14 protein-coding genes are annotated in these 15198 nt (G+C 33.7%); 9 read left to right on the forward strand and 5 right to left on the reverse strand.

Features of this window, described 5'->3' with window-relative positions; translation table 11 throughout:
- The first annotated feature begins 135 nt into the window (after window positions 1-135).
- Window positions 136-1761: an amidohydrolase gene (locus KAOT1_RS00715; protein ID WP_007092735.1), complete on the forward strand. Its 1626-nt coding sequence runs from the start codon at window positions 136-138 to the stop codon at window positions 1759-1761.
- Between the two features lie 397 nt (window positions 1762-2158).
- Here the strand turns inward: KAOT1_RS00715 and KAOT1_RS00720 are convergent, their stop codons facing one another.
- Window positions 2159-2698 (reverse strand): DUF2911 domain-containing protein, encoded by a 540-nt coding sequence (locus KAOT1_RS00720; RefSeq protein WP_007092736.1) that lies wholly within the window; start codon window positions 2696-2698, stop codon window positions 2159-2161.
- Window positions 2699-2892: 194 nt separating this feature from the next.
- On the opposite strand from KAOT1_RS00720, the gene KAOT1_RS22590 reads away from it, so the two are divergent.
- The 6 genes from KAOT1_RS22590 to KAOT1_RS00745 all read left to right on the forward strand — a co-directional run bounded on the left by KAOT1_RS22590 (window position 2893) and on the right by KAOT1_RS00745 (window position 9947).
- Window positions 2893-3057 carry a hypothetical protein gene (locus KAOT1_RS22590; protein ID WP_007092737.1) on the forward strand — a complete coding sequence of 55 codons (165 nt, stop codon included), beginning with the start codon at window positions 2893-2895 and terminating at the stop codon, window positions 3055-3057.
- Between the two features lie 197 nt (window positions 3058-3254).
- Window positions 3255-4919 (forward strand): asparagine synthase B, encoded by a 1665-nt coding sequence (asnB, locus tag KAOT1_RS00725; RefSeq protein ID WP_007092738.1) that lies wholly within the window; start codon window positions 3255-3257, stop codon window positions 4917-4919.
- Between the two features lie 254 nt (window positions 4920-5173).
- On the forward strand, window positions 5174-6871 hold the full coding sequence (locus tag KAOT1_RS00730) for a caspase family protein (RefSeq protein ID WP_007092739.1): 1698 nt from the start codon (window positions 5174-5176) through the stop codon (window positions 6869-6871).
- 6 nt (window positions 6872-6877) lie between these two features.
- Window positions 6878-7312 (forward strand): hypothetical protein, encoded by a 435-nt coding sequence (locus KAOT1_RS00735; RefSeq protein WP_007092740.1) that lies wholly within the window; start codon window positions 6878-6880, stop codon window positions 7310-7312.
- A gap of 847 nt (window positions 7313-8159) precedes the next feature.
- The gene (locus KAOT1_RS00740; RefSeq protein WP_007092742.1) at window positions 8160-9179 is read left to right on the forward strand and encodes a dipeptide epimerase; all 1020 of its coding nucleotides are present in this window, start codon (window positions 8160-8162) and stop codon (window positions 9177-9179) included.
- Between the two features lie 141 nt (window positions 9180-9320).
- Window positions 9321-9947 (forward strand): hypothetical protein, encoded by a 627-nt coding sequence (locus tag KAOT1_RS00745; protein ID WP_007092743.1) that lies wholly within the window; start codon window positions 9321-9323, stop codon window positions 9945-9947.
- A gap of 444 nt (window positions 9948-10391) precedes the next feature.
- On the opposite strand, the gene KAOT1_RS00750 is transcribed toward KAOT1_RS00745, so the two are convergent.
- Window positions 10392-11699, reverse strand: coding sequence for a DUF2314 domain-containing protein (locus KAOT1_RS00750; RefSeq protein ID WP_007092744.1), 1308 nt, complete (start codon window positions 11697-11699; stop codon window positions 10392-10394).
- Window positions 11700-11802: 103 nt separating this feature from the next.
- On the opposite strand from KAOT1_RS00750, the gene KAOT1_RS00755 reads away from it, so the two are divergent.
- Window positions 11803-12183 carry a glyoxalase/bleomycin resistance/extradiol dioxygenase family protein gene (locus tag KAOT1_RS00755; RefSeq protein WP_007092745.1) on the forward strand — a complete coding sequence of 127 codons (381 nt, stop codon included), beginning with the start codon at window positions 11803-11805 and terminating at the stop codon, window positions 12181-12183.
- A 21-nt stretch (window positions 12184-12204) separates the two neighbouring features.
- Here KAOT1_RS00755 and KAOT1_RS23705 read toward each other — a convergent pair whose 3' ends face one another.
- Window positions 12205-13029, reverse strand: coding sequence for a M23 family metallopeptidase (locus tag KAOT1_RS23705; RefSeq protein ID WP_007092746.1), 825 nt, complete (start codon window positions 13027-13029; stop codon window positions 12205-12207).
- A 3-nt stretch (window positions 13030-13032) separates the two neighbouring features.
- Complete coding sequence (locus KAOT1_RS00765; protein WP_238528667.1) at window positions 13033-14034, reverse strand: serine hydrolase; 1002 nt, start codon at window positions 14032-14034, stop codon at window positions 13033-13035.
- Window positions 14035-14253: 219 nt separating this feature from the next.
- Here KAOT1_RS00765 and KAOT1_RS00770 point away from each other — a divergent pair, with 219 nt between their 5' ends.
- Entirely contained in the window at window positions 14254-14730 is a 477-nt protein-coding gene (locus KAOT1_RS00770; protein WP_007092748.1) for a hypothetical protein, read from the forward strand.
- 91 nt (window positions 14731-14821) lie between these two features.
- Here the strand turns inward: KAOT1_RS00770 and KAOT1_RS00775 are convergent.
- Window positions 14822-15198, reverse strand: a 377-nt coding sequence (locus KAOT1_RS00775; protein ID WP_007092749.1) for a diaminopimelate decarboxylase family protein, incomplete at its 5' end; no start/stop codon positions are given.

Below are 15198 nucleotides of genomic sequence, written 5' to 3' on the forward strand. Positions count from 1 at the left end.
GTTGTATTTTTAGTTCCCAAATAGCATTTATAATAATTTTCTAAAAATAAATCTAGAAAATCTGATGTCACATCGAGTGCAGTCGAGATGCTTCTATTATAAATTTTAAAACGAACCTAAATCATAAAAACCAACATGCAAAAACCATTACTACTTTTGTCACTCATACTACTATGTTTCTCTTGTGAAGAAAAACAACAAGTAGATATGATTCTTACCAATGCTAAAATCTACACAGTTGACGCTGAATTTTCTAATGCAGAAGCGTTTGCCATTAAAGATGGAAAATTTGTTGCTGTTGGAACTGCGGAAGAAATTCAAGAAAAATATCAAGCTTCTGAAGTGAAGAATGCAGGCGGAAGTACTGTTTTTCCAGGTTTTATTGATGCGCATTGTCATTTTTATGGACTAGGTTTATTCAAACAAAGTGTTAACTTATTTGGAACTCAAAGTTATGATGAGGTCATTCAACGTATTGAAGCTTTCCAAAAAGAAAGAAACATGACATTCATTATTGGTAGAGGTTGGGATCAGAACGATTGGACAGTTAAAGAATTTCCAACAAAAGATCGTTTAGACAAACTATTTCCAGATACACCAGTAGTACTAATGCGTATTGATGGACACGCATATTTGGTAAATCAGAAGGCGTTGGATTTGGCAGGAATTACGACAAAAACGAAAGTTGATGGTGGAGAAATACAACAAAAAAATGGAAAACTTACAGGAGTTTTGGTTGATAATCCAATGGATTTGATCGACAAAATAATTCCGCAACCAACACGTACACAAAAAATACAAGCACTTAAAGAAGCCGAAGAAGAATGTGTCTCTTATGGATTAACAACGATTAGTGATGCAGGATTAGACAAAGAAATCATCAATCTTATTGACAGTTTACAAAAAGCAAATGCATTGAAAATGCGCGTTTACGCAATGATTAGCAATACACCAGAAAATGTAGCGCATTACATCTCTAAAAAACCATACAAAACTGATCTTTTAAATGTATGTTCGTTCAAAGTTTACGGAGATGGCGCATTAGGTTCACGCGGGGCAGCCTTAAAAGAATCGTATGCAGACAAAGAAAATCATTTTGGAGCAATGGTTATCAGTCCAGAAGATCTATCAAAACTAGCAGATCGTATCGCAAAAACGGACTACCAAATGAATACGCATGCTATTGGTGATTCTGCGAACTATCAAGTTTTAAAAACCTATGCAAGCGCACTAAAAGGTCAACAAGGACGACGTTGGAGAATTGAACATGCTCAAATCATTGACGAAACAGATTTTGATTTGTTCAAAAACAAAAATATCATTCCATCGGTACAACCAACACATGCTACCAGCGATATGTACTGGGTAGCTGATCGTTTGGGAGAAGAACGTGAAAAAGGAGCATATGCGTACAAAAAACTCTTAAATATTTCAGGTCAAATTGCGCTAGGGACAGATTTTCCTGTAGAAGATGTTAGTACATTTAAAACATTCTATGCGGCTGTTGCCAGAAAAGACTCAAAACACTATCCTGAAAGTGGTTATCAAATGGAAAATGCATTATCTCGTGAAGAAACACTCAAAGGAATGACCATTTGGGCAGCGTACAGTAACTTTGAAGAAAATGAAAAAGGAAGTATTGAAGTCGGAAAATTTGCAGATTTCATCATTCTAGATAAAAATATCATGGAAATTCCTGAAAACGAAATTCTAAATACAACAGTAAAAGAAACATATATTGCAGGGGAAAAGGTGAATTAGGTTTTGGATCGCTTCTTTTCGACTTCGCCTTTTAAATTTTCTTAGATATTAGATAGATTCAAACAGGATTCTAATTTTTGTTTGAAACTTCATTGGTACATTTTCAAATTGTCAAATTAACAAAGCTCGTTTCCTTTCGGCTTGGATCAAGGTAAACGCTTTTGGATCGCTTCGCGAGTGTTCTTAAACAATTTTATATTCTACAGCATTTAACATTAACATTCAGTATTCCAAAGCGTCAGTTCGAGTGCCAAATCTGTGATTTGGTGTATCGAGAACAACTACGAAACAAAAAGGTACTTTTCTTAAACCTAAAACCTCTAAAAAGAAAAAACTCAGAGATCTGATGACCTCTGAGTTCTTTAAATAACCAATAATAACAATAAATAAAGAATAATTAAAAACTAAACGGTACAGCGACACTAATATTGTCCCATGCTAGTATCATGCTAGTACCATCAGTTTCTTTTGTAAATGCAATAGAAAAATATTCTACTACATCGGTATTTTTTGTCGGAACGTCCAAACGGGCAACATCCTTATCTTTATCATAATAATAAGATCCCCAAACGTCCGTATCTGAGTTTATAATAATGGTCCAAGAATTTTTATTCGGAATCGTAAATAAAGTATACGTTCCTGCTTTAATTTCTTGTTCTCCCAATTTCACATCTTGAAAAAAAGTAATCTCAGTAGCTTCGTTTGCGCCGGTTCTCCATACTTTTCCGTAAGGAACTAAGCTTCCAAAAATGTTACGACCTTTCTTTTGTGGTCGTCCATATAAAACTTTAATTACAGGTGGCGCGTTTCTTTTAGCTTTAAAATAACTAATATCGTGAGGACTCTTATCAATATCACTAAACTTCTGAGCAGAGACATTGAATGAGAATAATAAAGTAAATATTAAAAATCCTGTGATTAGGAAGCGCTTTTTCATGGTGCTTATTTTTCGATATAAATTTACTAAAAGTTATTCTTAGCATAATGTTAAACTTTCATTTAAGATGTTAAAATTCCAGTTTTAAAAACATTTATCACGAAACGGGTAAGGTAAATCCGTATTTACTTCTTGTAAATATAAAGTAACTCAAAGATGTAGAAAAGAATACTGAACATCTAAAACATCAAATCATGAAAAAACAATACGTAAAAAACACATTGCAATTAAAGAAAGCGACTATCATAAACTTTTCAAAATTACAAAAGCTTATTGGTGGCGTTGAAAAACGTACAGGAGAATCTTGTTTTAAAATTTGTGATACCAACATTCAAAATTGTACTTGGGGCAATGCATAATAATACCAATTCTACTATAAAATCTTCCTTTTTTATACTCTGAAAGTTTTGCCATGATTTTTAAGTGAAATAATTTAAAATGTTATAAAAAACATTCTATTTAGTTTTAATTTGTAATTATAAAAAGCTTTTGTGTTTTTAAAATGAAAGTTTAAAAACATATTTGCAATGTAATTATAACTATAAAAGAAAAAATTATGTGTGGAATAGTGTGTGCCTTCGACTTAAAAGAAAAAACAGAAGTCCTAAGACCTCAACTTTTAGAAATGTCAAAAAAAATCCGTCATCGCGGACCAGATTGGAACGGAATTTATAGTACAACAAATGCAATCCTTGCGCACGAGCGTTTGGCAATTGTTGATCCAGCTTCAGGAAAACAACCTTTATTTAGTGAAGATAAACAATTAATATTGGCCGCTAACGGCGAAATATATAATCATAGAGAATTACGCAAACAGTTTGATGGTTCTTACAACTTTCAAACGCAATCTGATTGTGAAGTGATTCTAGCATTATACAAAGAGAAAGGAAGTACTTTTTTGGATGAACTCAACGGAATTTTCGGTTTTGCATTGTATGATGAAAAAGAAGACGCATATTTAGTCGCAAGAGATCATATAGGAATCATTCCTTTATATATGGGTTGGGACAAAAAAGGAACCTTCTATGTAGGTTCGGAATTGAAAGCGTTAGAAGGTGTTTGTAGCAAAATTGAAGTATTTCCTCCAGGACACTATTTAGATAGTAAAGATGGAGAATTGAAAAAATGGTACCAACGCGATTGGATGGAATACGAAGCGGTAAAAGAAAACCAGACAAGTATTGACGAACTCAGAAAAGCATTAGAAGCATCAATTCACAGGCAATTAATGTCTGATGTACCTTACGGCGTATTACTCTCTGGCGGATTAGATTCCTCGATCACATCTGCGGTAGCGAAAAAATATTCACAAATGCGCATCGAATCTGATGATAAAAGCGAAGCGTGGTGGCCACAATTGCACTCGTTTTCTATAGGATTGGAAGGTTCGCCAGATTTAGCAGCAGCTCAAAAAGTGGCAGATCATATCGGAACGGTACATCACGAAGTAAAATTTACCATTCAAGAAGGTTTGGATGCGATAAAAGATGTTATTTATCATTTAGAAACGTACGATATCACTACAGTTCGTGCTTCTACACCAATGTACTTATTGGCAAGAGTCATCAAATCTATGGGAATCAAAATGGTATTATCTGGTGAAGGCGCTGACGAAATTTTTGGAGGATATTTATACTTTCACAAAGCACCAAGTGCAGAAGAACTGCACAAAGAAACCGTTCGTAAACTCGATAAACTCTATCAATACGATTGTTTGCGTGCTAACAAATCTTTAGCAGCTTGGGGAATAGAAGGTCGTGTGCCTTTCTTAGACAAAGAATTCATGGATGTTGCCATGCGCATCAATCCAGAAGATAAAATGATAAATGGCGAACGTATGGAAAAGTGGGTATTGCGTAAAGCATTTGAATCGTACTTGCCAGAAAGCGTAGCTTGGAGACAAAAAGAACAATTTAGTGATGGCGTTGGTTACAGCTGGATTGATACCTTAAAAGAATTGGTAGAAAGTGAAGTTTCTGACGAAGAATTAGCAAATGCTAAATACCGTTTTCCAATTCAAACACCAAGAGCCAAAGAAGAATACTACTACAGAGCAATCTTTGAAGAACATTTTCCTTCAGAAACAGCGTCGCTAACGGTTCCTTCAGTTCCATCGGTAGCATGTAGTTCTGTAACGGCTTTAGAATGGGATGAATCTTTCAAAAACATGAACGATCCATCTGGTAGAGCTGTAGCAAACGTTCACGAAGAAGCGTATTAATAAGCACACATTTTTTCTTTCAATAGTTTCAAAAAAGCGTCATCACACATATATGGCGCTTTTTTTCTGTTTTCAGTAAATTTAATATGCTTTCCAATAAAATATTAAACAATTATTTATCAGTGACTTTTTGACAACAAAAAAATAAAATTGTATATTTAAACTCTCCCTCATATCCATACAATCTTAATACCTGAACGAACCTTATAAGTATTGTAATAACCATAAATGAGCCAATCATAAACAACCAGAATATGAGAAGATTTTTCACCATTGTATTCCTATGCTTTTTTCAATTATGTCTCGCACAGAATTTTTACGAAATAAAATGGAAAGACGATAGCGGCATACAATATACCGCGCTAATTGAATTTTTTGAAAAAGAAAATATCAAAGTTCGCGTAAAATACACTACGACAAGTGGTGAATACAAAGTAGCAAAATACAAATGCATTGGAAGGTATCATTACAACGAAGATGGTACAAAGTATTTTGTGTTTGACGGAAAAGACGCAGAAATGGTGTATTCGTCAAAAAATAGCACAACTGGATATTCTGCTGATAATTTTGTCTTCAAAAACATCAATGCCAATAATAACTTTGAAAAACTCTATACGTATGATGATAATGATATGATGGATGGAAAGTTGGACAATGTAAGAGATGCTTCTTTTAAAAAGTTAGATCCTTCAAAAGATTTTACTTCGGCATATATAAATAGTTATTATTGGAAAAATGAACCCGAATATACAACGTATACAAGTTTAGTAACCAATACGACTACAACGGTAAATACAAGCAATACGGGAAGTAGTTCTTCTTCTGGAGAGAAATTTTACCGACTAAAATTCAGAAACAAATGTATCAAGCCTATCAAAGTACTTATCCGTTATTTAGACTTTAACAATAAATGGGTTTCCAAAGGTTGGTGGACTATTGATACTAATAAAACCGTATACGTAGAAGATTCTCCAAACAGCATTTTTTATTACTACGCCAAAACGACAGATGGAAAGTTGGTTTGGAGTGATAATGATAATATGCGAGATTACAAAGGCACAAAATATGGTTTTAGAAAACTCGAAAAATCAAATCAGGATTACGGTTCGTGGATTTCCAATATTACATGTACCAATCAAACCAATTCTCAAACAACTACAACGCAAACTACTTCTACAAGTACAACCAATACAAGAGATGTAAAAGTACATTTAGTCATGGTGGCAGATACAAACGATCCGAAAATTGGTGCAAGCGTACGTAGAGATTTAGACGATGTAACGAATCTTTTCCAAAAAGCATCACGAGAAATTGGGGTAAAATATAGCATTAACAAGCTTTACGGAAACACTTTTGACAAAAGCAGTATCATATCCAAAATAAATAGTCTTGGAATAAAATCGAATGATGTGGTTATCTTCTACTATTCTGGACACGGTTACAATGACACAAGAAGCTACAATCGTTTCCCGAATATGAGTCTAGACGGAACAGATTTAGGGCTAGAAAGCATTCATAAATACATCAAAAGTAAAGGCGCAAGACTCAATATTACCGTGGGCGATTTATGTAATTCCATTCCGCGTTCGCGAAACAGTACTAGTCGTTCTGCAGAAATTCCGTTTAAATCTGGCTTCCTATTCGATGAAGACAAGCTAAAACGCTTATTTCTGTACTCCAAAGGATCGCTCATATCTACTTCTTCAAGCAAAGGTGAATGGTCATTTTGTATGACAAATGCTAATGGAAGTATGGGTAACGGACACTTTACGAATGCATTTATCAATTCATTCGCCAAAGAAGCTAGTAAAGTAAATAACAACAATGGATCATGGAAAACCTTATTCTCACGAGCGTACCAAGATGCAAAAAATAGTACGCGTTATCAGCGCAACCAAAATGGAAAATATGGACAGTCTGGCTTCAATTACAATACAATAACTTACAACTAATGAACAATGAAAAAAATCACCTTTATACTGCTGTCACTATTGCTCGTTGCTTGTAGTGAAATGAAAGAACTTTCTATGATAAAAGACGTTGAAAACATAACCTTATGTTTGTTAAGTGCTGAAGTGTACAATGCAGAAACACAGCAAAAAGACAAAGAATATCTAGAAAGGCGCGAAGTGTTAAAAACAATTGCGCTCAAAGGCGACGAACGTACATCGTTTTTAAAAGAATTTTTAAACGAAAACAACTATGAAGTTGTTGCTAGGAAATGTAAATATGAACCTGTGTACGCATTGTTGGTTGAAGGAAAACCGTATGCATTTTTTGATGTAGAATACTGTCCGACATTAAAAATTATCATAGAAGGGAAAGAACCGAAATACTTAGACATTACCACCGAAAACACACTAAAAAAAGTGTTAGACGAATTAATGAAGTAACCGAAAAACCTTGAATTTTGGAATTGAGCAAAGCGAAAAAATAGGCATTAGCTTTTGGGTATTAGGTATTGGTCAAGTTGTAAGAGTAATTGTAAATTCAAACTAAAATACGAACATACTAAGAGCGAAGCGATACTTAAATTTTAATGTGGGAATTTGAAAATTTGGAAATGTATCGACTGGTTTCAAACAAAACTCAAATTTGTCTTAGAAACGCATTTAAAACTTAGTATTTTATGTAAACCAAATAATGACCTCAGAAACAACCTTGAATCATTGAATTTTTAAATTCTTGAATTGAGCGAAGCGAAAAGAATAGGTATTAGCTTTTGGGTATTAGGTATTGGTCAAGTTCTAAGAGTAATTGGAAATTCAAACTAAAATACGAACATGCTTAAATTTTAATCTGGCAATTTGAAAATTTGAAAATGTATCAATTAGTTTCAAACAAAACTCAAATTTGTCATAGAAACGCATTTAAAACTTAGTATTTTATGTAAAATCAAATAATGATCTCAGAAACAACCTTGAATCATTAAATTTTGAATATTTGAATTGAGCAAAGCGAAAAAATAGGCATTAGCTTTTGGGTATTAGGTATTGGTCAAGTTCTAAGAGTAATTGGAAATTCAAACTAAAATACGAATATACTAAGAGCGACAGCGATACTTAAATTTTAATGTGTCAATTTGGAAATGTATGAATTAGTTTCAAACAACACTTAAATTTGTCTTAGAAACGCATTTAAAACTTAGTATTTTATGTAAAATCAAATAATGATCTCAGAAACAACCTTGAATCATTAAATTTTGAATATTTAAATTGAGCGAAGCGAAACGAAACCAAAATGAAATTACGCCTGACTGTACAAAACTTTGAACTTCCACTTAAAAATCCTTTTACCATTTCACGGTATACAGTTACGGTGCAAAAAACAGTGATCGTTTCTATTACAGACGAAACTCATGTTGGGTATGGCGAAGCTACCGTAAATCCGTATTACAACAGTACCATAAAAAGCCTGAAAGCTTCCGTAGCAAGTGTTCTTGATACTTTTAATACTATAGACGAAGGTTTGCATCCTGAAAAACTCTGGCAATTGCTAGAACCAAAACTAAAAGACAATTACTTTGCACTTTGTGCGATAGATTGCGCATATTGGGATTTATATGCCAAACAACGTCAAAAACCATTGCGTCATTTTTGGAATACTAAAGCTAAAAACTTACCAAAAACAAATTTTACCATCGGAATTGATGCTGTTGATGTGATGAAATCAAAAATTCAGAAAACGCCTTGGCCGATCTACAAAATAAAACTAGGTACAAAAAACGATCTGGAAATCATTCAATCGCTCCGTGAAATTACAGATGCCACCTTTAGAGTAGATGCAAACTGTGCGTGGACAGTTGAAGAAACACTCAAAAATGCAGAAACCTTCAAAAAACTCAATGTCGAATTCATAGAACAACCATTACAAGCCGACAATTGGGAAGGCATGAAAATACTCAAAGAAAAAAGTGTCTTGCCAATCATTGCAGATGAAAGTTGTTTAACCTTGGCAGATGTGTCCAAATGTGCAGAATTTTTCCATGGAATCAATATCAAGCTCATGAAATGCGGCGGAATCACTCCAGCATTACACATGATCCAAATGGCGAAAACAAAAAATAGCAAAATCATGGCAGGTTGCATGACAGAATCTTCAATCGGAATTTCCAATCTTACACAACTTGCTTCTCAACTCGATTATATAGACGCAGATGGCGCATTGCTATTGCAAAACGATATTGCAACAGGCGTTACATTTCAAAATGGAGAAATTTGCTATGCGGAAGGAAATGGTTCAGGAGTTATCTTACACTAAAATATACTTTCAGTAAACAGTTTCATATAAACCAAATATTTTTTGCGATTTTCACAAAAAATAAAAACTGTATTCGCGAATACCATCATAAAAATAGTGTTAATCACAATACATTTGAACTGAATTTAAAATGTATGACATATGAAACAATTAATTTCACTCCTTATCATTACTTTAACGATTATTGGTATGAAGGCGCAAAACAATTCGGATGGTTTTGATCCATTCAATAATGCAACAGTGTCTATTGGTGGCGGCGTTTTTATGCCACAAGGAAACTTAAGTACATATTTTGGAACAGCTCCTTTTTTTGAGATCAGTGGAAACTTTCCGCTAAAGCGAAAAAAAGCAATTGGTGCGACACTACAAATTGTAATTCCCAATCAAAAAGATGATTTTTTATACCGTAGAACTATTGATACCATTCAAGTAAAAAGTACTATGATGGTTAATTTTACACTAGATTTCAAAAAAACAATTCGCTCATTTACAAAAGGAAACGTTGACTTAAAACTAGGAATTGGTGCTTCTGGAATTACGACAGATGCACGAAATCCATTTTACAGCGGAGAAGAAGGAGAATCAAAATATGAAATTGTGGGCGCTATTCTGTTCAGTCCAGGATTAGAATATAAACATGAATTTAATGAAGATACAAAATTCATCATTGGCGTTAGTATGCATTACGCGCCGTACAAAGTAGAAGGCGCTGTACGCGAAAATATTGGCGGATTGGCGTTTGTCCCCAAAATTACCTACGTATTTTAATTTAATATCGCGTACTGAGAATTCAGTATTGAGATTTTGCAAGATTGCCTTTACTCAAAACAAAAGCTCAATATCCTATGTGATAAGATGTTGAGCTTTTGCAATAATCCGTTGTGCATTTTGATAAAAATTGTACTCTATGTGGATTTGCTTTAGCAGATTTGTACTTCGACTACGCTCAACAGAGCTATGGAGAAGTACTTTGAAATTAGAATTACTTAACTTGCTCCGCTTTAGAATCGCTTTCGCTCAATTCAAGAGTTTAAAAATTGAATGATTCAAGGTTGTTTCTGAGATCATTATTTGATTTCAAAAAACTATTTGTGAGGAAGAATGGTTATTTCGGATGCTATTTTATAGTAGAATTAGTATAAAATCTAGTAGCGAAGCAATCTTGATGCTAACAGCGAAAGCGGTCTAAAAATCCAATCAAAAAATCAAAAATCAATTTCCATACTTCTGAATCAATTTGCCTGTTTCATTTCCTTCTGATGAACCATCCGCTTTGTATAAAATATAATCGAAAACATCCGCTTGTTGTACAGTGACTTTTGCGCCAGACTTTAAGTCTTTTATGTAATATGGATCGTTTTGTAGAATTCCTTCAATCGTTTCATCATCCCATTTCGTAACTTCAATCCACATCCATTCATTACCGCCACTATCTGTTGTAAACGGAGCTTTTAGCAGAAGTGACGACTGATCTAACCCGTTGTTGAATAGTTTTTGCAATGCTGGTAAATGTTTCTTAGCACGTTCACTTGCTGCTAATATTTCTTCGTTATGCTTAATATGTGTGATTTCATCTTCTGAGCCGAATAGTTTTGCAAACACTTCATTTTCATATGCTTGTGGATTTTTATAAGCATCATTTTCAAAATTAACTTCGTATAATAAATTAAAAGGATCGCCTTCTTCTTGTAAGACATTAGTATCGAAGTTAATGGTCGCTTTTTTCTCGGCATTTTCATAAACAATCTCAGAAATTAAATTTTTTAAGATAGTATTTTGAATCGCTTCTAAGTCGATAAACAGCTCTTTTTCTTGAACTTTATTTCCTTCCAATAGCAACTGTCCCATAATGGTAAGTAGTTGATTTACGCTAGTTACATTAGTACAAGGCGAATCGTCAATGATAAGATCGGGCAAGCCAAAACGTTGCATTCCAAAGGTAATGGAACGGCAATATTCATCTTTTCTGTATGAGTGTATGGTGAGTTGATTTATAGCACTAGGAATGCCATTTTCCCATGCATCTACACGATCTCTTTTCCAAGTTTTTGGAGAGAAGTATTCCCTAACTTCACCATCGTACACAACATAATCGGTGTCTTTTATCTTTTTATAAACCCAATCAAATAGTTTTTTTGAATGTGTAAAAACATCTTTTTTCTGATAATATAACACGAGAATAAAAGCATTTTTTGAGGTTTGTAATTGTTCTTTTTGTTCTTTCGAAAATCCTTCTGCAAAATATGCTAGATATTCCATATCATGTGCCGGATATACTTCAGCAACATCTGTAATTGCTTCCATATATGCCATAGTTCCATCAATTTTTTCTGGAGCATCATCCACAAACTTGATATCGGGGAAAACCTTTTTGAGTTCTTTTTTTATAGTAGTTTCTGTCAAAGGAGTATTCATTGTGTAAAATCCTATTTCAGAAAGCGAACCGTCAATTTCATTACTATTTTGTGCGGTTGTTGTGAGTGAATTCAGTACTAAAAACAAAAAGAGAAAATATTTCATAGTAATAAAATGTTGTTAAAGCTGTTTAAAGATACTTTTTTACGATCAAAAAAGAAATCTCAAATGTAAATTTTCTATCTTTAAACACTATTAAAGTCACGTTATGAAAGCAAGCGACCAATTTTTAAGTGTACATCCTGTTTTGGCTGTCAAAGACGTGATTGCTTCTATTGGATTTTATGTGCATAGTTTAGGATTTACCTTGGCTTTTGCCGATGATAAAACAGCTCCGAAGTATGCAGGTATCAGGCGTGGAAACGTTGAAATCCATTTGCAATGGCACGATGCTTCTGAGTGGAAACATAATATTGATCGTCCAATGTTGCGTTTTTTGGTGTTGAATACCGAAGCACTTTTTGACGAATACAAAACGAAAGAAGTTTTTCACAAACAAACGCAATTACGAGAAACTGCTTGGGGCACAAAAGAGTTTGCTTTTTATGATTTGGATAGTAATGGATTGACGTTTTATGAGGATTTGTAGTATATATTTTCAACCTTCCAATTATTTTCTTCTTTTATATTTTTTCCCTTTTCTAAACTTTTTTCCAACATAACCTTCAAATTGAATTGGAACAGAAATATTTCCTTTTTCTTCGGAAGTTGTATGTACTACAAAATGCAAATGTGGTGTTGTGGTAAAACCTGTCATCCCAGAAATTCCAATAGCTTGTCCGCGTTTCACTAGATCGCCTTTTTCAATCAAAACACCTTCAAATTTCAAGTGATAATACGCAGCAGTCGTTCCGTCGTCATGTTGAATGATGATGTAATTAGCAAAATTGGCAAACTTTCGTGTGCGTCCGTACTTTTTAGAACTTTCTTTTGTCATCACTACTTTTCCTTCGCGAGCAGCGTAAATAGTATCACCGATTTTTGTGCCAAAATCAAAAGCATGAAACGAACGAATATGATCGTGAGAAAAACGACCAAAATTCCCTTGAATCAACTTTCTTTTCTTTTTATACGGCAATAAATACAAATAGTCATCAGTATGTTTTGCCGTATTTGGATCGCCATAACCGACTTTAAAACTAAAATATTTATTAAAATCGACCAAAGCGCTATCGTGTTCCAACATATTTCGAGGAACTTTTACAAAATGTGTCTGTTTTTCAGAAGGTTTCAACAACGTTTTCCTTTGATACTGAATCTCTTTAGGAATATTTTCTTTCGGATTCATAATGAAAAACATCGGAGACAACATGTTGTTTTTGATAGAAAAAAACAAGGTATCCTTTGTCGTCAAAGTAGAATCTCTTTCAAACTGTACCTGTTGCGCATAACTTAGAGAAACGCTGAAAAACAAAAAGAATACAATAGTTTTCATAAATTATTTTTGCTGTTTTTTGTTGAGGTAAAACTGATGTACTTGTCTACCTAATTCTGCCAAAAACGGAATGCCAATTTCATCATATTCATACGTATCATCATTAAAAATTTGATTCTTATTCACATGAATTGTCGCTGTAATAGTAAATGAAACATCGTTTTTAGTGTCAATAATATGTGCGCAATCGGTTAAATAACCATAAGCATAGCCAACTTTATTGTAAATTTTAATATGCTCAGGCATGGGTTCTTTACTGTCGCCAAACATAAAAAACTTCACATAACTATCGTAATATTCTGGATCGGTAAAACCTTGTTGCTTTGGTGTTTTGTGCATTGCTTCCAATAAAAAATTACGATCACTTTCTGAAAGCTCAAAAAGTACTTTCGGATTGTATTTTTCTGGATGATGAAGTCGGTGCATCAGTTGATGTAATGTAGCAATAGGTAAGTAGTTCTTCTTTGAAAAATCCATCGGTTTAGAAACCAATGTATCATTTCTGTAAAACCCTTTTCCTTTTTGAATCCTGTTGAGCTCTAAACTTTTTATCGGACTGCTTTTTATGACAATTCTTTTAAATTGAGCTGTATCATTTTTTAAAATTGTAACAGGTTTTGTTTTTAAAGCTGCCGCATTTGTTGTGCCTACACGATGCGAAATACGAACAGGAGTAAGTTTCTTATTGTATATCAATCGCGTATTAATTTCAAATTGCCCCATGAGTTCAAACAAACGATTGTAGGCATCATTATCACTTACGGCAAAAATCTTCGTAATTTCTCTACGAATATTTGTTTGAACAGAATCGCCTTCAACTTGAAACATTGTCCTACTATCAAAATCATCGTAGTTGTTTGCCGTTTCCAATGCTAACAATGCTACCGGAAGCTTAACACTACTTGCCGGATAAAAATAATTAGAGTCATCTACTTGAAACTTAAACTCATCACCATTAGCATCTGTAACCATAATTTGTACTTCATACGCTTCTAAATTTTTCATTACTCGTTGAATTTTATCAGAATCAGCAGCAAGTGCAAACTTAATTGGATCATTATTTGTACAACTAATGCACAATACAAGCAATAAAAAAAGTAGTCTTTTCATCAAAAAATATTCAAAAAATGTGTCTACAAGATAATTTATTAATTAAAAAAATACGAAAGCATTCATCAAAAAATAACCAGCGATCTTTTTAGTATATTTGAAATTATATCAAAAATGGAATTTAAAGAAGTACAAAAATTCAATCAGTGGTGGCTTTGGCTACTCTTAGCTATTATTGGCTTATTGCCGATTGCTGGCATCTACATACAATTGATTAAAGGAGAAGAATTTGGTAGCAAGCCAATGTCTGATACGGGACTCATCATTTTTTCAATCTTTATATTTCTTCTCATCGGACTTTTTCTAGTATTGCGTTTAAAAACGAATATTGATCGTGCAGGAATCAAAATGCAATATGTGCCTTTTGTGAAGAAAAATGTTTCTTGGAACGATGTAGAAAGTGTTGAAGTTCTTGATTATGGTTTTGTTGGCGGATGGGGAATTCGGTTGTGGACAGTCTATGGAACAGTTTACAATGTAAAAGGAAGCAAAGGTGTAGCAATCAAATTAACCAACGGGAAAAAGTTTTTGATCGGCACACAGAAAGCTACAGAATTGGAAGAAGTTTTAAGGAAAATTAGACAAAATTAATTCCAATAAAAAAGTGCCTGCACTACCAGACACTTTTCCAACACTTCTCATTTTTGTTTAAACACTAAACGTCTAAACCACTACTATTTTCCTAAACGGCATTAGGAACACTTTTTTTCTTTTTTTTGGGAGAAAGTTCAATGTCAACCTGATTTTTTAGAATATCATCAAATGTTTCACGCTTTCTGATTAAATGCGCTTCATTGTTGAACCATAACACTTCGGCAGGACGATAACGAGAATTGTAATTGCTTGCCATAGAAAAACAATAGGCACCTGCATTATTAAACTTCAAAATATCGCCTTCGCGGATTTCAGAAATTCTGCGATTGTTGCCAAACGTATCAGTTTCACAAATATAACCTACGACTGAATAATAGCGTTCGCGACCTGCTGGATTGGAAATATTTTCAATATGATGATAGGAATTGTATAACATCGGACGAATCAAGTGATTGAATCCGCTGT

This window comes from Kordia algicida OT-1 (assembly GCF_000154725.1).
Lineage (GTDB): Bacteria > Bacteroidota > Bacteroidia > Flavobacteriales > Flavobacteriaceae > Kordia > Kordia algicida.

Excerpts from the sequence above, each read along its gene's own strand:
- KAOT1_RS00715 (WP_007092735.1), top strand. The coding sequence starts at position 136 with ATGCAAAAACCATTACTACTTTTGTCACTCATACTACTATGTTTCTCT.
- KAOT1_RS00720 (WP_007092736.1), bottom strand. The coding sequence starts at position 2,698 with ATGAAAAAGCGCTTCCTAATCACAGGATTTTTAATATTTACTTTATTA.
- KAOT1_RS22590 (WP_007092737.1), top strand. The coding sequence starts at position 2,893 with ATGAAAAAACAATACGTAAAAAACACATTGCAATTAAAGAAAGCGACT.
- asnB (WP_007092738.1), top strand. The coding sequence starts at position 3,255 with ATGTGTGGAATAGTGTGTGCCTTCGACTTAAAAGAAAAAACAGAAGTC.
- KAOT1_RS00730 (WP_007092739.1), top strand. The coding sequence starts at position 5,174 with ATGAGAAGATTTTTCACCATTGTATTCCTATGCTTTTTTCAATTATGT.
- KAOT1_RS00735 (WP_007092740.1), top strand. The coding sequence starts at position 6,878 with ATGAAAAAAATCACCTTTATACTGCTGTCACTATTGCTCGTTGCTTGT.
- KAOT1_RS00740 (WP_007092742.1), top strand. The coding sequence starts at position 8,160 with ATGAAATTACGCCTGACTGTACAAAACTTTGAACTTCCACTTAAAAAT.
- KAOT1_RS00745 (WP_007092743.1), top strand. The coding sequence starts at position 9,321 with ATGAAACAATTAATTTCACTCCTTATCATTACTTTAACGATTATTGGT.
- KAOT1_RS00750 (WP_007092744.1), bottom strand. The coding sequence starts at position 11,699 with ATGAAATATTTTCTCTTTTTGTTTTTAGTACTGAATTCACTCACAACA.
- KAOT1_RS00755 (WP_007092745.1), top strand. The coding sequence starts at position 11,803 with ATGAAAGCAAGCGACCAATTTTTAAGTGTACATCCTGTTTTGGCTGTC.
- KAOT1_RS23705 (WP_007092746.1), bottom strand. The coding sequence starts at position 13,029 with ATGAAAACTATTGTATTCTTTTTGTTTTTCAGCGTTTCTCTAAGTTAT.
- KAOT1_RS00765 (WP_238528667.1), bottom strand. The coding sequence starts at position 14,034 with ATGAAAAATTTAGAAGCGTATGAAGTACAAATTATGGTTACAGATGCT.
- KAOT1_RS00770 (WP_007092748.1), top strand. The coding sequence starts at position 14,254 with ATGGAATTTAAAGAAGTACAAAAATTCAATCAGTGGTGGCTTTGGCTA.